Origin of the sequence: Streptomyces sp. DSM 40750, assembly GCF_024612035.1 — a bacterium.
Classification (GTDB): Bacteria; Actinomycetota; Actinomycetes; order Streptomycetales; family Streptomycetaceae; genus Streptomyces.
In genome coordinates this window covers 1,309,079-1,334,493 of the sequence record NZ_CP102513.1, presented here as the reverse complement: position 1 = coordinate 1,334,493, position 25,415 = coordinate 1,309,079, and the positions used below count along the sequence as shown (strand labels likewise).

At 71.2% G+C, this 25,415-nt stretch carries 20 protein-coding genes and 1 pseudogene; 16 read left to right on the top strand and 5 right to left on the bottom strand.

The genetic code is table 11. The features are described from left to right. Nucleotides 1–142: 142 nt before the first annotated feature. Nucleotides 143–2,164: a beta-galactosidase gene (locus JIX55_RS06195; protein WP_257562216.1), complete on the top strand. Its 2,022-nt coding sequence runs from the start codon at nt 143–145 to the stop codon at nt 2,162–2,164. Between the two features lie 131 nt (nt 2,165–2,295). Next, on the top strand, nt 2,296–3,864 hold the full coding sequence (locus JIX55_RS06190) for a glycoside hydrolase family 53 protein (protein ID WP_257562215.1): 1,569 nt from the start codon (nt 2,296–2,298) through the stop codon (nt 3,862–3,864). A 57-nt stretch (nt 3,865–3,921) separates the two neighbouring features. On the opposite strand, the gene JIX55_RS06185 is transcribed toward JIX55_RS06190, so the two are convergent. Beyond that, nucleotides 3,922–4,758: a hypothetical protein gene (locus JIX55_RS06185; RefSeq protein WP_257562214.1), complete on the bottom strand. Its 837-nt coding sequence runs from the start codon at nt 4,756–4,758 to the stop codon at nt 3,922–3,924. A 112-nt stretch (nt 4,759–4,870) separates the two neighbouring features. On the opposite strand from JIX55_RS06185, the gene JIX55_RS06180 reads away from it, so the two are divergent. From JIX55_RS06180 to JIX55_RS06125, 12 genes and pseudogenes are all read left to right on the top strand, one after another. Beyond that, the gene (locus JIX55_RS06180) at nt 4,871–5,857 is read left to right on the top strand and encodes an SMP-30/gluconolactonase/LRE family protein (protein WP_257569234.1); all 987 of its coding nucleotides are present in this window, start codon (nt 4,871–4,873) and stop codon (nt 5,855–5,857) included. Between the two features lie 201 nt (nt 5,858–6,058). Next, the gene (crcB, locus tag JIX55_RS06175) at nt 6,059–6,544 is read left to right on the top strand and encodes a fluoride efflux transporter CrcB (RefSeq protein WP_257562213.1); all 486 of its coding nucleotides are present in this window, start codon (nt 6,059–6,061) and stop codon (nt 6,542–6,544) included. After that, complete coding sequence (locus tag JIX55_RS06170) at nt 6,541–6,924, top strand: DUF190 domain-containing protein (RefSeq protein WP_257562212.1); 384 nt, start codon at nt 6,541–6,543, stop codon at nt 6,922–6,924. Before crcB (JIX55_RS06175) ends, JIX55_RS06170 begins: the two co-directional genes overlap by 4 nt. Beyond that, a complete protein-coding gene (gene crcB, locus JIX55_RS06165; protein WP_257562211.1) occupies nt 6,921–7,295 on the top strand; it encodes a fluoride efflux transporter CrcB in 375 nt (124 codons plus the stop codon). The genes JIX55_RS06170 and crcB (JIX55_RS06165) overlap by 4 nt, the downstream gene beginning before the upstream one ends. A 111-nt stretch (nt 7,296–7,406) precedes the next feature. Then, on the top strand, nt 7,407–8,240 hold the full coding sequence (locus JIX55_RS06160; RefSeq protein WP_257562210.1) for an undecaprenyl-diphosphate phosphatase: 834 nt from the start codon (nt 7,407–7,409) through the stop codon (nt 8,238–8,240). Nucleotides 8,241–8,359: 119 nt separating this feature from the next. Further along, nucleotides 8,360–9,091, top strand: a complete 732-nt coding sequence (locus JIX55_RS06155) for a FadR/GntR family transcriptional regulator (RefSeq protein WP_257562209.1) — start codon at nt 8,360–8,362, stop codon at nt 9,089–9,091. After that, entirely contained in the window at nt 9,088–10,536 is a 1,449-nt protein-coding gene (locus tag JIX55_RS06150; RefSeq protein ID WP_257562208.1) for an amino acid permease, read from the top strand. The genes JIX55_RS06155 and JIX55_RS06150 overlap by 4 nt, the downstream gene beginning before the upstream one ends. Nucleotides 10,537–10,547: 11 nt before the next feature. After that, nucleotides 10,548–11,597 carry an asparaginase gene (locus JIX55_RS06145; protein WP_257569233.1) on the top strand — a complete coding sequence of 350 codons (1,050 nt, stop codon included), beginning with the start codon at nt 10,548–10,550 and terminating at the stop codon, nt 11,595–11,597. Nucleotides 11,598–11,718: 121 nt separating this feature from the next. Next, nucleotides 11,719–13,131 (top strand): aspartate ammonia-lyase, encoded by a 1,413-nt coding sequence (aspA, locus tag JIX55_RS06140; protein ID WP_257562207.1) that lies wholly within the window; start codon nt 11,719–11,721, stop codon nt 13,129–13,131. A 79-nt stretch (nt 13,132–13,210) separates the two neighbouring features. Beyond that, complete coding sequence (locus tag JIX55_RS06135) at nt 13,211–14,149, top strand: glutaminase (protein ID WP_257562206.1); 939 nt, start codon at nt 13,211–13,213, stop codon at nt 14,147–14,149. Nucleotides 14,150–14,247: 98 nt separating this feature from the next. After that, nucleotides 14,248–15,636, top strand: coding sequence for a polyprenol phosphomannose-dependent alpha 1,6 mannosyltransferase MptB (mptB, locus tag JIX55_RS06130; protein ID WP_257569232.1), 1,389 nt, complete (start codon nt 14,248–14,250; stop codon nt 15,634–15,636). Beyond that, a pseudogene (locus JIX55_RS06125) lies at nt 15,633–16,490 on the top strand (glycosyltransferase family 87 protein); the annotation flags it as partial. The gene mptB and the pseudogene JIX55_RS06125, both read left to right, overlap by 4 nt. Nucleotides 16,491–16,765: 275 nt before the next feature. Here the strand turns inward: JIX55_RS06125 and JIX55_RS06120 are convergent. Next, nucleotides 16,766–17,959: a D-alanyl-D-alanine carboxypeptidase family protein gene (locus JIX55_RS06120; protein ID WP_257562205.1), complete on the bottom strand. Its 1,194-nt coding sequence runs from the start codon at nt 17,957–17,959 to the stop codon at nt 16,766–16,768. Between the two features lie 147 nt (nt 17,960–18,106). Beyond that, nucleotides 18,107–19,249 (bottom strand): transcription termination factor Rho, encoded by a 1,143-nt coding sequence (gene rho / locus JIX55_RS06115; RefSeq protein WP_257562204.1) that lies wholly within the window; start codon nt 19,247–19,249, stop codon nt 18,107–18,109. A 375-nt stretch (nt 19,250–19,624) separates the two neighbouring features. Here rho and JIX55_RS06110 point away from each other — a divergent pair, with 375 nt between their 5' ends. After that, a complete protein-coding gene (locus JIX55_RS06110; RefSeq protein WP_257562203.1) occupies nt 19,625–21,448 on the top strand; it encodes a sulfatase in 1,824 nt (607 codons plus the stop codon). 44 nt (nt 21,449–21,492) lie between these two features. Here JIX55_RS06110 and JIX55_RS06105 read toward each other — a convergent pair whose 3' ends face one another. Continuing rightward, complete coding sequence (locus JIX55_RS06105; RefSeq protein ID WP_257562202.1) at nt 21,493–23,079, bottom strand: alpha-amylase family glycosyl hydrolase; 1,587 nt, start codon at nt 23,077–23,079, stop codon at nt 21,493–21,495. Nucleotides 23,080–23,143: 64 nt separating this feature from the next. Between JIX55_RS06105 and JIX55_RS06100 the strand changes: the two genes are divergently transcribed. Next, entirely contained in the window at nt 23,144–23,974 is an 831-nt protein-coding gene (locus JIX55_RS06100) for a class I SAM-dependent methyltransferase (protein WP_257562201.1), read from the top strand. A 159-nt stretch (nt 23,975–24,133) separates the two neighbouring features. Here the strand turns inward: JIX55_RS06100 and JIX55_RS06095 are convergent, their stop codons facing one another. Beyond that, on the bottom strand, nt 24,134–25,288 hold the full coding sequence (locus JIX55_RS06095; protein ID WP_257562200.1) for a serine hydrolase domain-containing protein: 1,155 nt from the start codon (nt 25,286–25,288) through the stop codon (nt 24,134–24,136). Between the last annotated feature and the right edge of the window lie 127 nt (nt 25,289–25,415).

The following is a 25,415-nucleotide window of genomic DNA, read 5'->3' as shown; positions in this document are numbered from 1 at the left end:
CGTGCCATGCTTCTGTGAGCGTTCACAGTAGAGAAACATCCCGGACACTTGTCAATGGTTGTTGCTGTGCGGTTATGTTGGGCTCACACCGCCGCCGCTGTGTGTGCACGTTCCCAGACGATCGACCAAACGGGAGAGATCCATGCCGGAGACCACCCCCACGGGCCTCACCAGGCTCGCCTTCGGTGGGGACTACAACCCCGAGCAATGGCCGGAAACCGTCTGGCACGAGGATGTCCGGCTGATGCGCGAGGCCGGCGTCACGATGGTGAGTGTCGGCATCTTCTCGTGGGCCCTGCTGGAGACCGAGCGCGGGGTGTACGACTTCGGCTGGCTCGACCGCCTGCTCGACCTGCTGCACGAGAACGGAATCCGTGCCGACCTCGGCACCCCCACCGTCGTCCCGCCCGTCTGGTTCTACCGCGAGCACCCCGAGGCACTGCCCGTGGCCGCCGACGGCACCCGCTACGAGTTCGGCTCGCGCGGCGCCATCTGCCACAGCAACGCCGACTACCGGGCCGCCGCCGTGAACATCACCACCCGGCTCGCCGAGCGCTACGCCGACCACCCTGCGCTCGCCCTGTGGCACGTGCACAACGAGTACGGCGTCCCCGTCTCCGCCTGCTACTGCGACTCCTGCGCCGCGCACTTCCGCCGCTGGCTGGAGCGCACGTACGGCGACGTCGAGGCGGTCAACGAGGCCTGGGGCACGGCCTTCTGGGGCCAGCACTACACCGACTTCGCGCAGATCAACCCGCCGCGCGTGGCGCCCACCGTCGGCAACCCCGGCCAGGCGCTCGACTACAAGCGGTTCGCCGACGAGACCATCCGCGAGAACTTCGTCGCCGAGCGGGACATCCTGCACCGCCTGGCGCCCGGCATCCCGGTCACCACCAACTTCATGACCGCGCTCAGCCAGTGCGACTCCATCGACTACTGGGCCTGGGGCCGCGAGGTCGACCTCGTCACCAACGACCACTACCTGATCACCGACGGCCGCCGTACCCATGTGAACCTGGCGATGGCCGCCGACATCACCCGCTCGGTCGGCGCCGGCGCCCCCTGGCTGCTCCTGGAGCACTCCACCTCCGGCATCAACTGGCAGGCCCGCAACCCCGCCAAGGCCCCCGGCCAGATGGCCCGCAACTCCCTCGCCCATGTGGCCCGCGGCTCCGACGGCGCCATGTTCTTCCAGTGGCGGCAGTCCCGGCGCGGCGCCGAGAAGTTCCACTCGGCGATGCTGCCGCAGGCCGGCACCGACTCACGGGTGTGGCGCGAGGTCGTCGAGCTCGGCGCCTCTCTCGACTCGCTCAGCCAGATCCGCGGCACCCGCACCCAGGCCGACGTGGCCGTCCTCTGGGACTGGCACTCCTGGTGGGCGCAGAACCTCGCCTGGCGCCCCAGCGAGGACCACGAGGCCCGCGAACGCGCCGACGCCTTCTACGAAACCCTCTACGACCGCCACCTCACGGTCGACTTCGCCCACCCGGAAGCCGACCTGTCGGCCTATCCCCTTGTCGTCGTACCCGCGCTGTACCTGATGACGGAAGCGGCGGGGAGCAACCTCAAGGCGTACGTCGAGAACGGCGGCACCCTCGTCGTCTCGTACTTCTCCGGGATCGTCGACGAGCACGACGCCGTCCACGAGGGCCCGTACCCCGGTGCACTGCGGGACGTGCTCGGCCTGACCGTCGAGGAGTTCTCGCCGCTGCTCGGCGGGGAGAGCGTCCGGATCACCGGGCCCGACGGCTCCGAGCTGACCGGTGACGTGTGGACGGAGTTCGTCGTCCTGCGCGGCGCCGAGACCGTGTGGACGTACGCCGACGGACTCACCGCCGACCGGCCCGCCGTCACCCGGCACCGGCTCGGCGAGGGCTCCGCCTGGTACGTGTCGACCCGCCTGGACCCGGCCGGGCTGGACGCGCTCCTCGGCTGGGCCGCCGACGACGCGGGCATCGCGCCGCGCGCCGATCTGCCGCGCGACGTCGAAGTGGTGCGCCGGGCGGGGGAGTCGGGCGACTTCCTCTTCGCGCTCAACCACACCGCGCTCGACGCGAAGGTGCCGCTCGACACGGACGGCACCGAACTCCTCACCGGCGAAAGGGCGGCGGGCCGCCTCGTCGTACCCGCCGGCGGCGTCAGGGTCGTACGCCTCGACGCCTGATCACCCCCGAACACCGGCCGGATCTCTGGGGACATCCGGTCGGCAACGGCGGCGCCGCGCCCACGGCCTTCGGGTGCGGCGCCGCCACAGCACCGCACAACCAGATCCCCACCTTCGTCGAAGGGACGACGATGTTCCACGCGAGACGCGCCCTCAGGGCCCTGCTGATACCGCTGTTCGCAGGCCTGGCGCTCACCACCCTGCCCGCCCCCTCGGCCTCCGCCGCCTCCACGCTCACCAACGGGGGCTTCGAGTCCGACGGCACCGGGACCGCGACGCCGGCCGGCTGGTCGACGTACTCGGCGGCCGGGCAGAACTCCGCCTCCTTCACCGAGTCCGGTGGCCACGGCGGCAGCTACCGTCTCTCCCACTACTCGGCCTCGGCCTACAAGGTGGAGACGTACCAGTACCTGTCCGGGCTGACCAACGGGAACTACAAACTCACCGCGTGGGTGCGCTCCGGAGGCGGCCAGAACTCCGCGTACATCGCGCTGAAGAACTGCGGCAGCGCCGAGCAGCGCACCGACATCCCGGTCTCCTCCAGCGGCTGGATCCGGATCGTCACCTCCATCGCGGTGACGAACAACCAGTGCACGATCAGCATCAACTCCGACGCGGGCGCCGGTAATTGGATCAACGTCGACGACCTGACCTTCGCGTCCGGTACGACGGGCCTGTCCATCAAGGGCTCCGACGTGTCGTCGCTCATCAAGAGCGAGGCCAAGGGCGGCGTCTACAAGAACAGCTCCGGCACCACCGGCGACGCGCTCGCCATCCTCAAGAACGCCGGTCAGAACTACGCGCGCGTCAAGGTCTGGGTGAACCCCGCCGACGGCTACAACAACAAGACGCGCGTGCTCGCCGCCGCCAAGCGCATCAAGGCGCAGGGCATGAAGCTGCTGGTGGACTTCCACTACTCGGACACCTGGGCCGACCCGGGCGCACAGACCGTGCCGTCCGCGTGGACCGGGCACAGCTACAGCCAGCTGAAGACGGACGTCTACAACCACACCTACGACGTCCTGAGCGCCCTCAAGTCCCAGGGCACCACCGCCGACATGGTCCAGGTCGGCAACGAGATCAACGGCGGCATGCTGTGGTCCGCGGGCTCCACCTCCAACTGGTCGCAGCTCGCCGGTCTGCTCAACTCCGGCTACGACGCGGTCAAGGCGGTCAACTCCTCCACCCAGGTGGCGCTGCACCTCGCCAAGGGCGGTGACCTCTCCGGCACGCGCTGGTGGTTCGACAGCGCGGTCTCCAACGGTGTGAAGTTCGACGTCATCGGCCTGTCGTACTACGGCTACTGGCACGGCACGCTCGCCGACTTCCAGACGACCCTGGACGACGCGGCGTCCCGCTACGGCAAGCCGGTGTTCCTCGCCGAGACGGCCTACCCGTTCCGTCTCGACAGCGAGGACTCGCACGAGAACATCATCGACCTCAGCGGTGAGCTGGTGTCCGGCTACCCGGCGAACACGCTCGGGCAGCGCAGGTGGATGAACGACGTGGCGAGCATCGTGGAGGCCGTCCCGAACGGCCGCGGCCTCGGTGTCTTCTACTGGGAGTCCACCTGGACGGCCGTGTCCGGCAACGGCTGGGACCCGACCGACTCGTCCTCGGGCAACGGCTGGGAGAACCAGGCCCTGTTCGGCTACGACGACAGGGCGCTGTCCTCCATGGCGTGGTTCAGCCATCGCTAGACCGGTGAGTGAGTGACGGAGGGCCCGTACGCCTCGGCGTACGGGCCCTCCGGCCGTTCAGGGGCGGCTGACGGTGTCCAGGAAGCGGTGCAGCGAGGCCTTCATGGCGTCGACGAACGCGTCCCGGACCGACTCGGGCACGCGGTCCAGGGAGAGATACGGGTTGAGGTCCTCCAACTCGACCAGCAGGAGGTCCCCGTCCCGGGTACGGCAGGCGTCCACCCGCTGGATGCCGTGGTCCAGTGTGTTCCAGTCGACGAACCGCCGGGCGAAGCCGAGGTCGGCGTCGGTGGGCTCGTACGGTTCGAGGACCCAGCGCCGGTCGGGATCGGGCGCGTACAGGGCGTACTGGAAGGTGTCGTCGACGTAGAAGAAGGACACCTCGTAGCGGAAGTCGACGCGCGGCTGGACGAGGACGTCACCCCAGGTCAGCCCCGTCAGCTCGGCCCCGGTCAAGAAGCGCAGGCCGATGGAGTCCGCGCCGGCCTTCGGCTTGACCGCGTACGAGGCGGTCTCGGGCAGCCGCTTCAGGTCCTCGGGCCGGTCGACGGTGGGGATGACCGGGTACCCGGCCCCGGTGAGGTCCAGCAGGTACTGCTTGCCGGCCATGTCGGCGCGGCCGGTCAGCGGGTTGTAGACGGGGGTGCCGAGTGCCGTCGCCCGCTCGCGGAAGGCGTCGTACTCCTGCTGGTGGTGCAGGACGGGTCCGCTGTTGCGGACCACGACGGCGTCGAAGCCGTCCATCAGGGCCGCCGCGTCCAGCGGATGGCACAGGGCGATGCCGAAGTCCGCGCGCAGCCGGGAGGTGAGGAAGATGTCCTCGTCGCAGTAGCGCCGGCCACGGGCCGGGTAGGCGAGGTCGGTGACGTACAGCAGGCGGGGGCGGGCGGGCACGGCGGTCTCCCTGGTCGGTGGCGGCCAACTTAACCCAAGGTCACGAGGGGCGGCCCGGCCCCCTGCCAGGATGGACCACCGCAGGCAGCGGGCGGACGACCGGGAGGCGGACATGACGGGCGTGGCGGGCAGGACGGACTCACGAGGTGCCGGACTCGTGCCAGAGGCGTTCGTCGGGATCGGCGGGCGCGGGCCCGAGGACGTGATCGCCGACGGACGCGGGCGGGTGCTGACCGGCGTGGAGGACGGACGCGTCCTGCGGGTGGACGGGCTCGCGGAGCCGGGGCGGGCCCGGGTCGAGACGCTCGCCGATACCGGTGGCAGGCCGCTGGGTCTCGAACTCCTCCCGGACGGCGACCTGTTGGTGTGCGACGCCGAGCGGGGGCTGCTGCGGGTCACGACCGGCGACGGCACCGTGCGGGTGCTCGCCGACGAGGCCGGCGGTGAGCCGCTGCGGTTCTGCAGCAACGTCGTGGCGCTCTCCGACGGGACGGTCTACTTCACGGTCTCCAGCCGCCGCCATCCGCTCGACCGGTGGATCGGCGACATCGTCGAACACACCGGCACCGGACGGCTGTTGCGCCTCGCGCCGGGGGAGGGGACACCCGAAGTCGTCCTGGAGGGGCTTCAGTTCGCCAACGGTCTCGCGGCCTCCGCGGACGAGTCGTTCCTCGTGGTCGCGGAGACCGGCGACCGCCGCCTCACCCGCGTCCACCTCACCGGGCCCGAGGCGGGCACGAGCGAGCCCTTCGTCGAGGACCTGCCGGGCATGCCGGACAACATGTGGCGCGGCCCCGACGGACTGATCCGGGTGGCGCTCGCCGGGCCCCGCATCGGCGCCCTCGACCGACTGCACCGCACCGGCCCCGCCGTACGACGCGCCGCGAGCCGGGTCGCGGTACGGGCGCCGTTCCGGCCCCTCGGTTTCGCCGGGGTCGTCGCGGTCGACGACGAGGGTCACGTCGTCCACACCCTCGTCGACCACCACTCCCGCTTCCGCATGGTCACCAGCGCCTGTGTGGCCGAGGGCCGGCTGATCCTGGGCAGCCTGTGGGAGCGCGGGGTCGCGGTGTGCGAGCTGCCGGGGAAGGCGGGCTGAGCGGGCGCCGTCCGCCACCGGGCGAGTGCGGGGCGCACGGCGACGGCGTTACGCTGTTGATCAGTCGCGACCCTGCCTCGCGGCGCGGCGGTGGGGCCCGCCGTACTCGAACAGCGGCACCGGCGCCGCCAACGGTCCCTGCTTGCGAACGGAGCACGCCCGGCCGACGTCCGGGCCCCGGCGAGTAGGAGACGTACGCGTATGACAGTCCCGCACCCCGACAAGGTCGAAGCCTTCCGTGCCCCCCGGACGGCCGCGGGCACGTCTGTCCGCAGGCCGTCCTTCTGGCACGGCCAGGCACCCGTCATCGCGGTCGTCGCCCTCGGCGGCGGTATCGGTGCGGCAGCGCGCTACGGCGCGTCCCTGTTGTGGCCCGCGCCGCCCGGGGGCTTCCCCTGGACCACGTTCTGGGTGAACATCGTCGGCTGCTTCGTGATCGGCCTCTTCATGGTCGTGATCACGGACATCCGGGCCGCCCACCGCCTGGTGCGGCCCTTCTTCGGCACCGGAGTGCTGGGCGGCTTCACCACCTTCTCGACCTACGCCGTCGACATCCAGCGACTGGTCGACGAGGGCCACCCCCGCACCGCCTTCGCCTACCTCGCCGCCACCCTCCTCGCCGCCCTCACCGCGGTCTGGCTGGCGGCGACGACAGCACGCCTGCTCCTCACAGGGAGGCGACGATGACAAGCCCCGAACAGACATGGCTCACCGGTCCCGCCCTCCGCCTCACTGTCCTGATCGGCGAGCACGACACCTGGCACCACAAGCCGCTCTACAGCGAGATCGTGCACCGGGCGCATGCGGCCGGCCTCGCGGGCGCCAGCGTCTTCCGGGGCATCGAGGGCTTCGGCGCCTCCTCGATCGTCCACACCTCACGGCTGCTCTCGCTCAGCGAGGACCTGCCGGTCGCGGTGATCGTCGTGGACACGGAGGACCGCGTACGGGCGTTCCTGCCGCGGTTGGACGAACTGGTCACCGAGGGGCTGGTGATGCTCGACCACTGCGAGGTCGTCGGCCGGACCGGGCCCACCGAACCACGTGAGGAAGGTAAGAGGCCGTCGTGAACTGGATGTTCGTCATCGTCGGCGGAATGGTCGGCGCGCCTCTGCGCTACCTCACCGACCGCGCCGTGCAGTCCCGCCACGACACGGTCTTCCCCTGGGGCACGTTCACCGTGAACGTCGCCGGTTCCCTGGTCCTCGGCGTCCTCACCGGCGCCGTGACCGCCGGTGCCGCCACCTCCCACCTGCAACTTCTGCTCGGTACCGGCCTGTGCGGGGCGCTCACCACGTACTCGACCTTCTCGTTCGAGACCCTGCGCCTCGCCCAGGACGGCGCACGCTTTCACGCCGTCGCCAACGTCGTCGCGAGCGTGGTGGCGGGGCTGGGCGCGGCCTTGGTGGGGGTGGCGCTGGCGGAGGCCCTCTGGGCGTGAGCGGGCCCCTTACCCGGCTGTAGTACGACTGCTTCCCCGGCATGATTACGCGCGGCGTGGCCTCGTCCCCAGCCGTACTCCGTCATGCCTCGCCGAGCAGAACTGGACCCCATGAGCACCATCACCGTCGGTCAGGCCGTCGTCCTCGGAGCGGTGGAGGGCGTGACGGAGTTCCTTCCGGTGTCCTCCACCGGCCATCTGAAGATCACCGAGGGGCTCATGGGGATCCGGATCGAGGACAGGGCCGTCGTCGGGTTCTCGGCGGTCATCCAGGTCGGCGCGATCGCCGCGGTGCTCGTGTACTTCCGCGAGGACATCGCGCGGATCGGCTCCGCCTGGTTCCGCGGGCTGTTCGACGCGGGGGAGCGGCAGGACCGCGACTACCGGTTCGCGTGGTGGGTGCTCGCCGCGACGATCCCGCTCGTGGTCGTGGGGTCTGCCGCCCGGTCGCTCATCGAGGGGCCGCTCGCCTCGCTGTGGGTGGTGGCCGGTTCGCTGATCGTCGGCAGCGGTGTCATGTGGGTCGCGGAGCAGGTGGGCCGGCGCCGGCGCACGGAGGACGACACCCGGTTCCGGGACGCGATGCTGGTCGGCGGTTCGCAGATCCTCGCTTTGCTCTTCCCCGGCTTCTCCCGCTCCGGCGCCACCATGTCGACCGCGCTGCTGCTCGGCCTCGACCGGGTCGCGGCCACCCGGCTCTCCTTCTTCCTCGGCATCCCGGCCCTCACCGGTGCCGGCCTGTACGAACTCAAGGACGCTCTCGGCGCGGGGGTGGGCGCGGCCCCACTGATCGTCGGAACCACCGTCTCGTTCGCGGTCGCGTACGCCTCCGTGGCCTGGCTGCTGAGGTTCGTGACCAGGCACTCCTTCAACGTGTTCGTGTCCTACCGGATCGTGGTCGGGGTGCTCCTCCTCGGGCTGCTCGGCGCGGGCGGACTCAGCTGACGGCGCTGCCCCGGGCCGTCGGCGAGTGACATCCGGGCTGATCCACAACCGCCCGTGACCTGGAAGATCGAATCCGCGCCCCTTGACAGCCCCCTCCCGTCACCCTCAGGATCACCCCCGTGAACCTGTCAGACAGCCAGACAGGTGGCTCGGCACCCCGGCGCGTCAGCGCCATGGAAGCGGTGCTCACCCACCTTCGCGACGCCATCGAGCGCGGCAAGTACGCCATCGGTGACAAGCTCCCCTCGGAGGCGGAGCTCTGCCGGCAGCTCGAAGTGAGCCGTCCGGTACTGCGCGAGGCGCTGCGCGCGCTTCAGGTGATGGGGCTGACCCAGTCCCGTACCGGCAAGGGCACCTTCGTGATCGCGAACGCCGTCGAGGACCCCACCTTCGGCGACTACGCGGCGAGCGATCTGCTCGAAGTGCGCCGGCATGTGGAGATCCCGGTCGCCGGGTACGCGGCGGTGCGCCGCACCCCGGAGAACCTGGACCAACTGGCGCACCTCCTGGACCGGATGGAGCGGGAGACCGACACCACCGCCTGGGTCGCGATGGACACGCTCTTCCATCTGGCCGTGGCCGAGGCCGCCCAGAACCCGGTGTTCCGCCGGGTGATCGAGGAGATCCGGGACGCGCTGGCCCGCCAGTCGGCCTTCCTCAACGAGCTGGGCGGCCGCCGCGAGCAGTCCAACCGCGAGCACCGGGCCATCGTCGAGGCGCTGATCGACGGTTCCGAACACGACGCGGTGGAGGCCATGTCCCACCACCTCGACCGCGTCGAGACCACCCTCACCGACATCGTGCGTTCCCCACGCACGAACGGCTCCACGGAAGGCGGACGCGAGGCGTGAGCGAGCAGTCCCTCGAAAAAGACGTCGTACAGGCCGGGCAATCCTCAGGTCATGTCGACGCCGGAGACGCCGGCTACAGCAAGTCCCTGAAGTCCCGCCACGTCAACATGATCGCCATCGGCGGCGCGATCGGCACCGGCCTCTTCCTCGGTGCCGGCGGCCGCCTCGTCGACGCCGGCCCGTCCCTCTTCATCGCGTACGCGGTCTGCGGACTCTTCGCCTTCCTCGTCGTCCGTGCCCTCGGTGAACTGGTCCTCTACCGGCCCTCGTCCGGCGCCTTCGTGTCCTACGCCCGGGAGTTCCTCGGCGAGAAGGGCGCGTACACGGCCGGCTGGATGTACTTCCTGAACTGGGCCACCACCGGTATCGCCGACATCACCGCGGTCGCCCTCTACACCCACTACTGGGGCATGTTCTCCGACATCCCGCAGTGGGTGATCGCGCTCATCGCGCTCGGAGTCGTCCTCGCCGTGAACCTGATCTCGGTGAAGATGTTCGGCGAACTGGAGTTCTGGTTCGCGATCATCAAGGTCAGCGCGCTCGTCGTCTTCATGCTGATCGGCATCTTCCTGCTGGTCACCCAGCAGCCCGTCGACGGCCACACCCCCGGCCCGTCCCTGATCACCGACAACGGCGGCATCTTTCCCAACGGCCTGCTGCCCATGCTGCTGATCATCCAGGGCGTCGTCTTCGCCTACGCCTCCGTCGAACTGGTCGGCGTCACGGCGGGCGAGACCGAGAACCCCGAGAAGATCATGCCGAAGGCGATCAACTCGATCATGTGGCGCGTCGGTCTGTTCTACGTCGGCTCCGTGCTCCTGCTGGCGATGCTGCTGCCCTGGTCCTCGTACAAGGCCGGCGAGAGCCCCTTCGTCACCGTGCTCTCCAACATCGGCATCCCGGCGGCCGGCGGCATCATGAACCTGGTCGTGATGACCGCGGCCATGTCCTCGCTCAACTCGGGCCTGTACTCCACCGGCCGCATCCTGCGCTCGATGGCGATGGCGGGCTCCGCCCCGAAGTTCACCGGCGTGATGAGCCGCAACCAGGTCCCGTACGGCGGCATCCTGCTCACCAGCGGTATCTGTGTGCTGGGCGTCGGACTGAACTTCGTGGTCCCGGCCGACGCGTTCGAGATCGTGCTCAACTTCGCCGCGATCGGCATCATCTGCACCTGGGGCATGATCATGATCTGTCACCTGGTGTTCTGGCAGAAGACCGAGAAGGGCGAACTGACCCGGCCGAGCTACCGGCTGCCGGGCTCCCCGTGGACCGAACTGGTGACGCTGTTCTTCCTGGCGTCGGTGCTGGTCCTGATGTACGCGGACGGCGGCGCCGGCCGGACGACCGTGCTGTGCCTCCCCCTCATCGTGTTGGCGCTGATCGCGGGGTGGTTCGGCGTACGTCGCCGGGTCGCCCAGCAGTCGGCCGGAGTGAAGAAGTGATTCAGGCAGTGATGTACGACCCCACGACCACCGGCGCCGCGGCGATCCCTGCGGCTCCGGTGGCCGCGGCCCCCGCGATCCGGGAACCGCTCCACGCCCCCGTCGCCCACCTCGTACGCGGAGGTGTCATCGAGGGCATCCACTACGGCTCCGTCGTGGTGCTGGGGGCCGACGGGGAGGTGGAACTCCAACTCGGCGACATCGAGGCGGCGTTCTACCCCCGGTCGGCGCTCAAGCCGGTCCAGGCCGTGGCGATGCTGCGCGCCGGACTGCCCCTGGACGGCGAACTGCTGTCCCTGACCGCGGCCAGCCACTCCGGCGAGGAACGCCACCTCGCCGGAGCCCGGCAGATCCTGGAGCTGGCCGGGGCCACCGAGGACGATCTGCGCAACGTCACCGACATGCCGTACGACCCGGCCGTACGCGACCAGTGGATACGCGAGGGGCGCCGGCCCTCGCGCCTCGCGCAGAACTGCTCCGGCAAGCACGCGGCCATGCTCTACACATGCAGGCTCAACGGCTGGTCGCTGGAGAACTACCTCGACCCGGCGCACCCGTTGCAGCAGGCCATCGCCGAGATCGTCGAGGACCTCACCGGGCAGGCCATCGCCCAGGTGACGGTCGACGGCTGCGGCGCACCCCTCTTCTCCGTCTCGCTGCACGGCCTGGCCCGCGCCCTCGCCCGGATCACCACCGCCGCCGAGGGCACCCCCGAGCGCACGGTCGCCGACGCGATGCGCGACCACGCCGAGCTGGCGTCCGGCGCCGGGCGTGACGTGGCCGAGCTGATGCGGGCCGTGCCCGGGCTGCTCACCAAGGACGGCTTCGAGGGCGTCCAGGTCGCCGCGCTCCCGGACGGCCGGGCCGTCGCCGTGAAGATCGCCGACGGCGCCAACCGGGCCCGCGTGCCCGTCACCGCGGCGGCCCTCGCCCGGGCGGGCGTCGACCCGCTCGCCCTCGCCGGGTTCGCGGGCGCCCCGCTGCTCGGCGGCGGCGCAGTGGTCGGGCACGTCCGCCCGGTCAGAGCACTCGACCCGCTCCTGGACGCCACATCCGTGTGAACCCCTGACCCGCGCATTCTCGTCTCCCCTGCGACCGCCCCTCGCCGGGCGCGGCCCCACAAGGACCGCGCCCGACGAGAGCGCCCACCTCACCCCCTCAAAGAAGAGGACCCGTACCGCCATGACCGCCGCAGTGACCCGCAGCGAACACGATCTGCTCGGAGACCGTGACGTCCCCGCCGACGCGTACTGGGGCGTCCACACCCTGCGCGCCACGGAGAACTTCCCCATCACGGGCACCCCGATCTCCGCCTACCCCCATCTGATCGACGCCTTGGCCGCCGTCAAGGAGGCCGCCGCCCGCGCCAACGAGGAACTCGGCCTGCTCGCCCCCGAGAAGGCCGCCGCGATCATCGAGGCCTGCCGGGAGATCCGCGACGGCAAGCTGCACGACCAGTTCGTCGTCGACGTCGTCCAGGGCGGCGCCGGCACCTCCACCAACATGAACGCCAACGAGGTCGTCGCCAACCGGGCGTTGGAGCTGTTGGGCCACGCCAAGGGCCAGTACGAGTACCTGCACCCGAACGAGGACGTCAACCTCGGCCAGTCCACCAACGACGTGTACCCGACCGCCGTGAAGATAGCGACGGTCTTCGCGGTGCACGGCCTGCTCAAGGCGATGGCCGTCCTTCAGGACTCCTTCGCCCGTAAGGCCGTCGAGTTCCGCGAGGTGCTCAAGATGGGCCGTACACAGTTGCAGGACGCTGTCCCCATGACGCTCGGTCAGGAGTTCTCCGCGTTCGCCGTCATGATCGACGAGGACCGGAGCCGTCTGGACGAGGCCGTCGAGCTGATCCATGAGATCAACCTGGGCGCCACCGCCATCGGCACCGGCCTCAACGCCCCCGCCGGATACGCGGAGTCGGCGCGCCGCCACCTCGCGGCGATCACCGGGCTGCCGCTGGTCACCGCCGCCAACCTGGTCGAAGCCACCCAGGACTGCGGCGCGTTCGTCCAGATGTCGGGTGTCCTCAAGCGCGTCGCCGTCAAGCTCTCCAAGAGCTGCAACGACCTGCGGCTGCTCTCCTCCGGGCCACGCGCGGGCCTCAACGAGATCAACCTGCCGCCCGTGCAGGCCGGTTCGAGCATCATGCCCGGCAAGGTCAACCCGGTGATCCCGGAGGTCGTCAACCAGGTCGCCTTCGAGGTGATCGGCAACGACGTCACCATCACCATGGCGGCGGAGGCCGGACAGCTCCAGCTCAACGCCTTCGAGCCGATCATCCTGCACTCCCTGTCGGAGTCGATCACCCACCTTCGGGCCGCCTGCCTCACCCTCGCCGAGCGCTGCGTGGACGGCATCACCGCCAACACCGAGGCCCTGCGCGCCACCGTGGAGAACTCCATCGGCCTGGTCACCGCCCTCAACCCGCACATCGGCTACACGGCGGCCACCGACATCGCCAAGGAGGCCCTCGCCACCGGTCGGGGCGTGGCCGAACTCGTCCAGGAGAAGGGCCTGTTGCCCGCCGAACGCCTCCAGGAGCTGCTGAGGCCCGAGGTGCTCGCGGGGAGCGGCGCACCCCTCGCCTGACGCACACCCAGGCTGACGCATCCCCGACCTGACCCGCCCCTGAACTGCGACGACGCGCCGGGGCCGGCGCGGAGGCACAATGGTGATCATGACAACGACGTCGTCCCTCACCTTCCAGCCGGTCCTGGAACGTATCGCCGAGGAGATCGAACGGACCCCGGGCCGCGGCCGGCCCGCCGACTACATCCCGGCGCTCGCGGCCTGCGATCCACGCCGCTTCGGCATGGCCGTCGCGGAGCTCGACGGCACGGTGTACGGCGTGGGGGACTGGCGGGAGCAGTTCTCCACGCAGTCCATCACCAAGGTCTTCACCCTCGCCCTCGTCCTGGCCCGGGAGGGCGACGCCCTCTGGGAGCACGTGGGCCGGGAGCCCTCCGGCAACCCGTTCAACTCCCTGGTGCAGCTGGAGTACGAGAACGGCATCCCGCGCAACCCGTTCATCAACGCGGGCGCCCTCGTCGTCACCGACCGCCTCCACACCCGTACCGGCGACGCGGCCGGAGAGCTGCTGTCCTTCCTCCGCTCGGAGAGCGGCAACCCCGACCTGGACTTCGACGCGCAGATCGCCGCCTCCGAGTCGGCCCACGGCGACCGCAACGCGGCGCTCGCCCACTTCATGGCGTCGTACGGCAACATCCACAACCCGGTGCCGGCCCTGCTGGACCAGTACTTCCGGCAGTGCTCCCTCACCGCGTCCTGCGCCGACCTCGCCCTCGCCACCACCTTCCTGGCCCGCCACGGCGTCCGCGCCGACGGGACCCGCCTGCTGACCCGGAGCCAGGCGAAACAGGTCAACGCGGTGATGCTCACCTGCGGGACCTACGACGCGGCCGGCGACTTCGCCTACCGCGTGGGCCTCCCCGGCAAGAGCGGTGTGGGCGGCGGCATCATCGCGGTCGTGCCAGGCCGTTGCACACTGTGCGTGTGGAGTCCGGGCCTGGACGAGCGGGGCAACTCGGTGGCGGGCGTGGCGGCACTGGACCGGTTCACGACACTGACGGGGCTGTCGGTGTTCTAGACGCCCGATCACGCCCTGGTCACATCGCCGCCCCCGCCCGGAGGGCATCGCGTTGCCTCCCCGTCACCCCCCATTGCCACGCTTCCCAAGTGTTGGCCATCGCTTTTCCCGTCGACCTCCGCCGCTGTCAGGCTCTTGGCCTGGCCGGATCCGCCTTTCTCGCCCTGGGAGGTGAGACCGCCGGTGCCCTGCCGGTCCAGGATCTGCTCTCGCCGACCTCGGGACGCGGCGCGCTGGGTCTGGTCGGTGTCTACTTCGGCGTCGTTCTGCTGATAGCCGCCTGGGCGCTGCTGGGAAAGGTGATACGCGGCCCCGAACCCCCGACACCACGCGCCCTGCTCCTCGTGCTGGCCGTCTGGGCGGCCCCCCTGCTGCTCGCGCCACCGCTGTTCAGCCGGGACGTGTACAGCTACCTCGCCCAGGGCGCCATGGTCGACGCGCACATCGACGTCTACGCGCACGGGCCCGCCCGGCTCGGCGGACCGCTCGCCGACGAGGTGGCACCGATGTGGCGGCACACGGCGACGCCGTACGGGCCGGTCTTCCTCGCCATGGCCTCCGGGCTCTCCGGTCTCACCGAGGGACGGATACCGGCCGGGCTCATCGGGATGCGCGTGATCGCCCTCCTCGGTGTGGCCCTGATGGCCGTGGCGCTGCCCCGCCTCGCCCGGCACAGCGGCGCCGACCCGGCCGTCGCGCTCTGGCTCGGCGCGCTCAACCCGCTGGTGCTCCTGCACCTCGTCGCCGGTGCCCACAACGACGCGATGATGCTCGGTCTGCTGGGGGTCGGGCTGGTGACCGCCCGGGGCCGCTGGTACCTCCTCGGTGTCGTCCTCGTGACGCTCGCCGCGCTGGTCAAGGCACCCGCCGCGCTCGGCCTGCTGGCGGTGATCGTGATGCGCGGCCGCACCGGATGGATACGGACGACGGCGGCCACGCTGGCCGTCGCCTCGGCCACCACGGCCGCCGCGACCGCCCTGGCCGGCACGGGATACGGGTGGATCGCCGCCCTGCGCACCCCGGTGTCCCCGCAGAACTGGTCGCTCACCAGCGTCCTCGGCCGCGCCACCGGCACCCTGCTCCACGACCTGGGCAGCGACCTCGCCCCCCTCGCGCTCCCGGCCTGGCGCGCCGCCGGACTCCTGCTGACGCTGGCCCTCGTCCTGTTCATATGGCTCCGGTTGAGGCCCGGCCCCGTGTACGCGCTGGGGCTCAGCCTGGCAGTCGTGGCCGTGCTGGGCCCCGCGATCCGCCCCTGGTACGCCCTGTGGGGTCTGTTCCTCATCGCCGCGGCCGCGCGGAACGCCTCCGTGCAGCGCCGGATCGCGGCCGCCAGCGGAGTGCTCGCGCTCGCCGTCCTGCCGAGCGGCTACCCGGCGGACACCGAGCAGACAGCCCTGGCGGTCTGCGGGGGAGTCCTCGCGGTGGTCGTGCTCTGGCAGACCCATCAGGCCGCCCAGGCGCCGGTGCTGGAGCGGACGGCATGAGCGAACCGCGTCACCGGCGGTTCGGGCTGCGCACCGACCGCGCCCGGATCCTCTTCGTCCTCGGCCTGGCCGTCACCGTCACCGTGTTCACCGCGACCGTCCCGCTCCTGCGCGACTGGTTCGACCTGCGCGTCTACCACGGCACGATCGACACCTGGGTCCACCACGACGGCCGGATCTACGACTACCTGGTGCCCGGCACCACCTACGGCTTCACGTATCCGCCGTTCGCGGCCGTCGCCATGCTGCCGATGGCGCTGGTCGGGCTGCGCACCGCGATCGTGCTCTGCCTGGGGCTGAACCTGGCTGCGCTCGCGGCCGTCCTGTACATGCTGGCCGGGCCGCGCCTGCGCCGCTACGGCTGGTTCGGCACGTCCCTCGCGCTCTGCGCGCTCGCCCTGTTCGAACCGCTGCGGGACACCTTCAGCTTCGGCCAGGTCAACCTCCTGCTGCTGGCCCTGGTACTCGCTGACGCCTGGCTGCTGTCCACCGGCCGGGGGCGCTGGGCGGGCGTGGGCATCGGCCTGGCGGCGGCGATCAAGCTGACGCCCGCGATCTTCATCGGGATGCTGCTCCTCGCCCGGCGGTGGCGCGCCGCCGGGCTCGCGACCGCCGTCGCCGCGGCCGCCACCGCGGCGGCGGCCTGGGCCGCCCCGTCCGCCTCGCGCTTCTACTGGACCGAGGCCCTGTGGGACACCAGCCGCATCGGCCGCCTCGACTACGTCTCCAACCAGTCGCTGCAAGGCGTCCTGGCCCGGCTCGTGGCACCGCACGAACCGAGCCGCGCCATCTGGGCGTTGCTCGTGCTCGGGGTGCTGTGCGTGTGGGCGTGGCGGGTCCGTACGGCGGTCCGCGCCGAGGACTGGATCGCGGCCTTCGCCCTCACCGGGCTGACCGCGTGCCTGGTCAGCCCGATCACCTGGGTGCACCATCTGGTCTGGCTGCTGCCGTCCTTCGCCGTCCTGCTGAGACACCGTCGGCTGCTGCCGCTCGCGGCGACGCTGTACGTGGCGCTGTGCAGCAGCGTCGTCTGGCTGTGGTTCGACGACGCGTCCGGCATCGGCGGCTTCGTCGGCGGCAACACCTATGTGTGGATCACGCTCGGGCTGCTGCTGTGGCTGCCGATCGGTCAGTCACGGATCAGCCGGCGGCCCATGAGCCGGAACGTCAGTGCCACGGCCGCCGCACCGAATCCGGCCGCGCCCGTGATCACGCCCGCCGCCGGCCAGCCGGGAGCCGTGGCCTCCTCCTTCTCCTCACGGACGGGCGGCGACTCGGGGCCGGCCTGAGGTGCCGCCGCCGGGCGCCGCGGAAGGAGCGAGCCCACGGCGTCGACACGCCCGGCGGCGCGGAAACCCCAGTCCAGGAGCGACCGCGCCTCCTCGTAGACGGCGAGGCCGCCGCCCGTCCTCGGGCGCATCACCGTCACGACGAGGGTGCGTCCGCCCCGTTTCGCGGCGGCGATCAGGGTGTTGCCCGCGTTGCTGGTGTAGCCGTTCTTGATGCCGATCAGCCCGGGATAGCGGTCGACACCGGCGCCGGTGAGCAGCCGGTTGGTGTTCTGGATGCCGTACGGGCCGTCCGCAGCCGGGAACTTGGCCGTGGCCGTGGAGCAGTACTCGGCGAATTCCGCGTTGCGCAGCCCGGCTCGACCGAACACCGCCAGGTCGTACGCGGACGACACCTGGCCGGGCGCGTCGTAGCCGTCGGGCGAGACGACATGGGTGTCCCGGGCGCCCAGGGAGCGGGCCTTGTCCCGCATCTGCTCGGCGGTGGCCCGCCAGCCGCCGTTGAGGGCGGCCAGGACCCGTACGGCGTCGTTGCCCGAGCTGAGGAAGACACCGCGCCACAGGTCGGCCACGCGGTAGGTGCGGTTCTCCTGGACGCCGACCAGACTGCTTCCGGCGCCGATGCCCGACAGTTCCTCGCTCTCGACGGTGTGTCTCAGACCTGCCGGGAGGCCCGGTAGCACGGTGAGCGCGAACAGGGTCTTGAGCGTGCTCGCCGGCGGCAGTCTGCGGTGCGCGTTGTGCCCGGCGAGCACCTCGCCGGTTCCGGCGTCGGCCACCAGCCACGACACCGCGGAGACGTCCCGGGGCACCCGGGGCGCCCCGGCCCGTGACCGCACCTGCGTCCCCGGCCGGTACAGCGACGGCGGCTCCTGCCCGGCCTTGGCGTCCTGTGTGCCCGTCCCGGCCGGGAGGCGGGCGCCCTCCGGGCCCGACGCGATCAGGGCGCCGAGCGCACAGACGGCGGAGCAGCAGACGGCGACGCGCGAACCGCGGGAAACACGGCTGGCACGGGATGAAGATCCGATAGTCATACCGCAAACGTAGGAACGGTCGTGCCATGAACCGGGCTGTCAGGGCCGAGTACGCGGATCGAGCACCCGGATGCCTCACGGGATGCTGCCTGGAGGTCCTGCGGGCGCGTCATCGGTCGAGGTCACCGGGAGAGGTCACCGGTCGTGTCATGCCGTGGGCAGTGTGGGCTGCACCTGGCGCAGGAAGGTCGCGTTGTCCGGGGTGGCGCGCATCCGCTCCAGCAGCGTTTCGAGGTTGGCCTGTCCCTCGCGGGACCGCAGGGCGCGCCTCAGCCCTCGTACGGCGCTCAACTCGCCCGGAGTGAGGAGGAGTTCCTCGCGGCGGGTGCCGGACGGGGTGATGTCGACGGCGGGGAAGACGCGCCGGTCGGCGAGGGCGCGGTCCAGGCGGAGCTCCATGTTGCCGGTGCCCTTGAGCTCCTCGAAGAAGAAGTCGTCGGCACGGGAACCGGTCTCCACCAGGGCGGTGGCCAGAATGGTGAGGGAGCCGGCCTCCTCGGTCAGCCGGGCGGCGCCGAAGAGCCGCTTGGGGCCGTGCAGCGCGGCGGCGTCGACACCGCCGCTGAGGGTGCGGCCACCGGCTGCGGCCGCGTTGTTGTGGGCCCGGCACAGCCGGGTCAGGGAGTCCAGCAGGATGACGACGTCCTCGCCCTGTTCGACGAGGCGCTTGGCGCGCTCCACGACGAGTTCGGCGAGCGCGATGTGCTGCTTGGGGGAGCGGTCGAACGTCGAGGCGTACACCTCGCCCCGTACGGAGCGCCGCATGTCGGTCACCTCCTCGGGCCGCTCGTCGAGGAGCAGCACCATCAGGCGGGCCTCGGGGTGGTTGGCGGCGATCGCGGCGGCCACCTGCTGGAGCAGTACCGTCTTGCCGGTCTTGGGCGGGGCCACGATCAGCCCGCGCTGGCCCTTGCCGACGGGGGCCACGAGGTCGACGAGACGGCCCGTCAGCCCGCTCGCCGGGTGTTCGAGCCGCAGCCGCTCGCGCGGGTGCAGCGGGGTGAGGTCGTGGAAGTGCGGACGGCCGCGCAGCTCTTGGGGCGTACGGCCGTTGATCCGCTCGACCTCGGTGAGGCCGCGTCGGCCGTCGCGTACGCCGTCGACGGTGTCGCCCTTGCGCAGGCCGTACCGGCGGATCAGCGCAGCGGGGACCTGCGGGTCGGCGGGGGTGGGCAGGCCGCGCTCGGTGCGCAGGTGTCCCTGCCCGCCCTGCGCGATCTCCAGGACGCCGGTGACCCGGGCCGGAGGCTGCCGATCGGTGGAAGTGCGTTCGAGTGTGGTGGTGGTCATGGGTGGGGGTCCTTTCGAGGACGTGAGGGAAAACGCATGAGGGAAGGGGGAGGGGAAGGCACACACCCGGAGTACGGCTGAGCCGTTCACGGCCGCTGTGAGAGGCGGCCGGTGTGTCGCGGATGGTGCGGGGGAAGCTGACGGCCGGTCGGAAATCGACGGGCGGTTCAGCGGAGAGATCTCAGGATCTGAGAGAGCGGCACCGGCGCCCGAGAACGGGCGATACACACGTGCCATGGCAAGTGTACCACCAACGGTGGTGGGCTGTTGGGGAGTTCCTTACCGATGGCTTACCCGTGGTCTTTGAACTGATGGCGTGGGTCCCCCGTACAGAGGGGGGCACCACCAGCGGTCTTCGCACGGAAGGAACGTCGCGTGTCGCTCTTCACGCGCTCCAGCCCATCACCGGACACGGACGAGACGGACCAGACGAGCAAGTCGTCGGCGGTGGACCCGTCGGCGTCGGACAACCCCGTCGAGGACACACAGGCGAAGACCGGCGAGCCCGTCCGTCGATGGCGGAGGTATCGGACGGCGTTCCAGGAGAAGCACCCGGTCGCCGCACGCGGTCTCTCCTGGGGCACCACCGCGCTGGCCGCCGCCCTGGTGTTCTTCGCGCTGCTCATGCCGGGCCAGGCCGAGTACTTCGTGGCGCGGCAGTTCCTGCGGATACCGGTGGAGCCGATCCTCGGCGCCGCCCTGCTGATGGTGCTGCCGCGCCGGCCCAGGCTGGTCGCGGCGGTCGTCATCGGGGTGGGCCTGTCCGCGCTGGTGGTCGTGAAGGCGCTGGACATCGGCTTCAACCAGTTCCTCGGCCGCGGCTTCAACGTGGTCCTCGACTGGGGCCTGCTCGACGACGCCGAGTCGTACACGCGGGACACGCTCGGCGGCACGGGCGCGCTGGCCGCCGTGATCGGCCTCGTGGTCCTGGTGCTGCTGCTGTTCGTCGTCATGTCGCTGGCGGTCGTGCGGCTGGTGAACCTCCTGGCCCGCGACCGGGACCGGGCCACCAGGGGCACGATCATCGCCGGAACCGTGTGGATCACCTGCGCGGCGCTCGGCCTGACCCCGATCGAGGACACCGCGGTCGCCTCCCGGAACACCATCGGGTTCGTGCAGGACCGCTGGGACCGGGTGCGGGAGACGCTCAGGGACGAGGCCGCGTTCGCCAAGGAGGCCAAGAAGGACAGGTTCGCCGACGTACCCGCCGACCAGCTGCTGACCGGTCTGCGCGGCAAGGACGTCATGTTCACCTTCATCGAGAGCTACGGCCGCGCCGCACTCGAGGACCCGGCCATCGCGCCGGGTGTGAACGCGGCGCTCGACGAGGAGGGCGAGGCGCTGACCAAGGCCGGGTTCGCGGCGAAGAGCGGCTGGCTGACCTCCGCGACGTACGGCGGCAGCAGTTGGCTCGGCCACTCCACGTTCCTGACCGGCCTGTGGATCGACAACCAGAGCCGTTATCGCACGGTCACCGCCGGCGAACGCCTCACTCTGCCCGGCGCGTTCGACAAGACGGGCGCCTGGCGGACGGTCGGGGTCGTGCCGGGCGTCCAGTACAACTGGCCCGAAGGCGACTTCTACGGCTTCGACAGGGTCTACGACTCCCGCGATCTCGGCTATCAGGGGCCGAAGTTCAGCTGGTCGACCATGCCCGACCAGTACGCCCTCACCGCGTTCGAGCGTCTGGAGGCCGCCAGGAAGGGCGGCAAGCCGCTGATGTCGGAGATCATCCTGACCTCCAGCCACCAGCCGTGGGCGCCGCTGCCGGAGATGGTCGGCTGGGACGAGGTCGGCGACGGCTCGGTCTACAAGGGCATCGAGAAGGCGGGCAAGGACCCCGCGGACGTGTTCACCGACCCCGTCAAGGTGAAGGAGGAGTACGGCAGGTCCGTCCAGTACTCGCTGCACAGCCTCCTGCGGTACGTGGAGAAGTACGGCGACGAGAACACCGTGCTGGTCTTCCTCGGCGACCACCAGCCCATGGCCAGCGTCAGCGGGAACGGCGCCGACCACGACGTCCCCGTCACCATCGTCGCCCATGACCCGAAGGTCCTCGAAAGGATCGACGACTGGGGCTGGTCCGACGGCCTGCGGCCCGGTGACGACGCTCCCGTGTGGCGCATGGACGCCTTCCGCGACCGCTTCCTCACCGCCTACGGCGAGGAAGCGAACGCGGCCGCCTCGTCCGCGCCGTAAGGAGGTCACCGGGGGTGACCTCCCGAGTTGTCCGGCCCCGACGACTATCCGCCGAGCTCGAAGATCCCGTATCCGAAGCCGTGCGCGGTGATCGTGCCGTCCCCGATCTCCACGCCCTGTGCCTCCAGAGTGCTGTGAACGGCGGGCGTGTACGACCAACTCGCCGCGTGCCGCTGCGGGTTGACGACCACCAGATACCGCCCACCCCGCACGTACACGAACGGATACCCCGCGCTCAGCACCTCCACCGAGCCGGTGGAGCCCAGCTCCGGAGTGCGCCTGCGCAGGGCGATCAGGCGGCGTACGAGAGAGAGGAGCGAGGTGCCGTCGGCGCGCTGGGCGGCGACGGTCGGGCGGTCGGGGGAGGGGTCGACGGGGAGGTAGAGGTGGTCGGCGGGGGCGGTGGAGAAGCCGGCGTTCGGGGTGTCGTCCCACTGCATGGGGGTGCGGGAGCCCGCGCGGTTGTAGCGCGGGCCGAGGACACTGCCCTCCTTGTCGGGGAGGCCGGGGACGTAGCGCATGCCGATCTCGTCGCCGTAGTAGATCGCCGGGAGCGTCGGCCAGGTCAGCTGGAAGGCGAAGGCGGCGGGAAGCTGATCGGCCCCGCGGGGGCCGCAGTTGAGGCGGGAGAAGTCGTGGTTGGCGGTGGGGAGGGAGATGGAGCCCGCGCCGGCGACGGCCGTGGTCGCGTGCTGCCAGGCCTCGACGAACGGGCGCGGTGAGCCCCTGCCGCTCGCGTCGAAGAAGCAGTCGAGCGGATCCCAGGTCTCCTCGACCGTGCCCTCGCCGTTGTTCCAGAGCGAGCGCAGGGCGAGGCCGTCAGTGGGGCCTCCGAAGTGGAGGAAGAAGTCGGCGTGGAAGCCGGCCGGGATCGAGACCTCCGGCTCGCCCCATTCGGCGAGCAGCACCGCGTCCGGGTGGGCGCTGTCCAGCCAGTGCCGCAGTTCCGTCCAGATACGGGCGGTCTCGGCCTTGCCCGGGTCGTCCTTGACGAGCGACGAGGCCATGTCGACGCGGAAGCCGGAGAGGCCGAGGCTCAGCCAGTGATCCATGATCGTGCGGAGCGCGTGGCGGTTGGCGCGCGGGCCGTCGGCGTCGACCGGCAGCCGCCACGGTTCGGCCGGATCCTCGCGCGCGTAGCCGAAGTTGAGGGCGGGCTGGGAGTCGAAGAAGTTCGGCAGGTATGCGCCCGGGCGGGTGCCGGGGGAGGCGACGAAGCCGTCGGGGCGGCCCTCCGTCGTCCAGATGTAGCGGTGGTCGTCCGGGTCGTTCGCGGCGGCCTGGAACCACGGATGGTCGATGGACGTGTGGCCGGCGACGAGGTCCAGCAGGATCCGGATGCCGCGGCGGCCCGCCTCGTCGACGAGCTTGGCCAGGTCGTCGTTCGAGCCGTAGCGCGGGGCGACGTTCAGATAGTCGGCGACGTCGTACCCGGCGTCGCGGAACGGCGAGACGAAGCAGGGGTTCAGCCAGACGGCGTCGACGCCCAGCCAGGACAGATGGTCGAGGTGGTCGGTGATTCCGGCGAAGTCCCCGATGCCGTCTCCGTCGGAGTCGGCGAAGGACTGCGGATAGATCTGGTAGAAGACGGCGTCGGCCAGCCAGGTCGGGGCAGGACGGAACGAAGTCATGTACCGGACCATAGGCGAGGGCGTACGCCGACCGCTGCCCCGAGCCAGGGCCTAAGCTGAAGTGATGTTCACCCCGCAAGGCCCCAGCCTCCGCGAACTCGCCGTTCAGGCCCTCTCCTCCGTCGAACACGGCTACGACCTGCTCGCGCCGAAGTTCGACCACACCCCGTTCCGTACGCCGGACAGCATCCTGGACGCGGTCGAGGCGGCCCTGTCGTCCATGGGCCCCTTCGAGCACGGGCTTGACCTCTGCTGCGGTACCGGGGCCGGGATGGAGGTGCTGCGCGAGGTGTGCCGGGAGAGCGTCACCGGCGTCGACATCAGCGCGGGAATGCTGGCGGTGGGGAGGGAGCAGGTGGGCTCCGGCGCCCCTGGCTCCGTGGCTCCGCGGGCGGCTTCCGCCGGCTCCGAAGGCCCGGGTTCAGCCGCCCCCGGCTCCGAGCGCCCGGTCCCGACCGACCCCGACCCCGGAGGCCCCCGCATCTCCTGGGTGCGCGGTGACGCCCGCGCCCTCCCCTTCGCCCCCGTCTTCGACCTGGCCGTCAGCTTCGGCGCGTTCGGGCACTTCCTGCCGGACGAGCTGCCGGGGCTGTTCGCCCAGGTCCACTCCGTGCTGCGGCCGGGCGGACGCTTCACGTTCCCGCTGCCGGCGCCCGCCCCGCCGAACTCCCCCTGGTACTGGGCGGCGCTCGGCTTCGACGCGGCGATGCGGATGCGCAACGCGGTCTGGCGGCCGCCGTTCGTCATGTACTACCGGCCCTTCCGGCTCGGCGTCGTACGGGCCGAGCTGGCGCGCGCCGGGTTCGAGGTGGAGCTGTTCGCACTTCCCGAGTTCGGCCGGCGACCCGACGGCAGCCCGCGGTGCCGGATGGTGGTGGCCACCCGCAAGGGATGACAGGTTCGCTTGATCGCCGGATCCCGGCCGACGGCGCGGTTCAACGGGTCGAGGCCGCCGGCCTTGATCAGTTCACCCGGCGCTCCAACGAGGTGCACCGGGTTCCGGACCAGTGGCGGCGCAGGCCGCTCCAGCCGTTCCCCGAACTGCCCCGGCGCGTCAGAGTGTGCTGTACAGCGCGTCGACGAGTGCCATCTTGCGCGGGTCGTCGGCGATGTGCGGGCCCATGCGGTTCATGACGTAGCCGAGGGAGACGCCCGCCTCCGGGTCGGCGAGGCCGCAGGAGCCGCCGTAGCCGTCGTGGCCGAAGGCCCTCGGGTTCGGCCCGTACGAGCCGTGCGGGCCGCTCAGCCACAGCCCGAGCCCGATCTCCGTGTCACGGCCGAACCCGGCGCCGAGCACCAGGTCACGGCAGCCGCCCTGGCCCTCGCGGACCCGCTCGGCCGCCTCGGGCGACAGCACCCGCTGCCCGTCCCAGGTGCCCCGCCGCGCGAGGATCCCGTACAGCGCGGCGACCGCGCGGGCGGTGCCGTGGCCGTTGGCGGCCGGGACCTCGGCGGCCCGCCACTCGGGGCTGTTGGCCTCGGCGGCGCCGACCACCGGGTTGGCGAGGGCGGCCAGCGCGGTGGGCGTCAACTGGGCGAAGACCGCGGCCTGTTCACTGGTCGTCGCGGCCGGCGGATGCACCAGCTCGGCCGCCCTCGACGCCGCCTCGTCCGGCAGCCCGATCGTGAAGTCGATGCCGAGCGGCCCGGTGACCTCCCGCGCCAGGAACGCGCCCGGCAGCAGCCCCGACACCCGCCGGACCACCTCACCGACGAGGAAACCGAACGTCATCGCGTGGTATCCGGACTGCGTGCCCGGCTCCCACCAGGGCTCCTGCGCCGCGAGCCGCTTCACCGTCAATTCCCAGTCGCACAATTGTGCGAGCGAGTGCGGCTCGCGAGCCCCGGCAAGGCCCGACCGGTGCGACAGCAGATGCCGTACGAGGACTCCCTCCTTGCCCGCCGCCGCGAACTCCGGCCAGTACGCGGCCACCGGGGCGTCCAGGTCGAGCAGCCCCCGGTCGACGAGGATGTGCGCGCACAGCGCGGTCGGGCCCTTGGACGTCGACCACACGTTGACCACGGTGTCCCGCTCCCAGGGGCGGGTCCGCGCCCCGTCGGCCCAGCCGCCCCACAGGTCCACCACGGTCTCCCCGTGCAGCGTCACCGTGACCGCCGCCCCCAGCTCGTCACGCTCGCCGAAGTTCTCCTCGAAAGCAGTCCGCACGGCCGCGAACCGCGCCTCACAGTGACCCCGCACCTCAGACATGTGCCCCTCCGTCGTCCACCGCAGGTCACCCGGGCGCGACCGCCCGGGTGCACCTGAACATACCGACCGGTCGGACAGGGGGGAACCCGTACGGCGGAAACCGGCCGGTCACCTCCGCCGGGCCCAG

What these genes read in the sequence shown, in the direction of transcription:
- JIX55_RS06180 (WP_257569234.1), top strand. Translation starts at nt 4,871, where the DNA reads ATGACGGGCGTGGCGGGCAGGACGGACTCACGAGGTGCCGGACTCGTG.
- JIX55_RS06120 (WP_257562205.1), bottom strand. Translation starts at nt 17,959, where the DNA reads ATGACTATCGGATCTTCATCCCGTGCCAGCCGTGTTTCCCGCGGTTCG.
- JIX55_RS06145 (WP_257569233.1), top strand. Translation starts at nt 10,548, where the DNA reads ATGTACGACCCCACGACCACCGGCGCCGCGGCGATCCCTGCGGCTCCG.
- JIX55_RS06170 (WP_257562212.1), top strand. Translation starts at nt 6,541, where the DNA reads ATGACAAGCCCCGAACAGACATGGCTCACCGGTCCCGCCCTCCGCCTC.
- JIX55_RS06100 (WP_257562201.1), top strand. Translation starts at nt 23,144, where the DNA reads ATGTTCACCCCGCAAGGCCCCAGCCTCCGCGAACTCGCCGTTCAGGCC.
- rho (WP_257562204.1), bottom strand. Translation starts at nt 19,249, where the DNA reads ATGACCACCACCACACTCGAACGCACTTCCACCGATCGGCAGCCTCCG.
- JIX55_RS06160 (WP_257562210.1), top strand. Translation starts at nt 7,407, where the DNA reads ATGAGCACCATCACCGTCGGTCAGGCCGTCGTCCTCGGAGCGGTGGAG.
- aspA (WP_257562207.1), top strand. Translation starts at nt 11,719, where the DNA reads ATGACCGCCGCAGTGACCCGCAGCGAACACGATCTGCTCGGAGACCGT.
- JIX55_RS06190 (WP_257562215.1), top strand. Translation starts at nt 2,296, where the DNA reads ATGTTCCACGCGAGACGCGCCCTCAGGGCCCTGCTGATACCGCTGTTC.
- JIX55_RS06105 (WP_257562202.1), bottom strand. Translation starts at nt 23,079, where the DNA reads ATGACTTCGTTCCGTCCTGCCCCGACCTGGCTGGCCGACGCCGTCTTC.
- crcB (WP_257562213.1), top strand. Translation starts at nt 6,059, where the DNA reads ATGACAGTCCCGCACCCCGACAAGGTCGAAGCCTTCCGTGCCCCCCGG.
- JIX55_RS06195 (WP_257562216.1), top strand. Translation starts at nt 143, where the DNA reads ATGCCGGAGACCACCCCCACGGGCCTCACCAGGCTCGCCTTCGGTGGG.
- JIX55_RS06095 (WP_257562200.1), bottom strand. Translation starts at nt 25,288, where the DNA reads ATGTCTGAGGTGCGGGGTCACTGTGAGGCGCGGTTCGCGGCCGTGCGG.
- JIX55_RS06135 (WP_257562206.1), top strand. Translation starts at nt 13,211, where the DNA reads ATGGTGATCATGACAACGACGTCGTCCCTCACCTTCCAGCCGGTCCTG.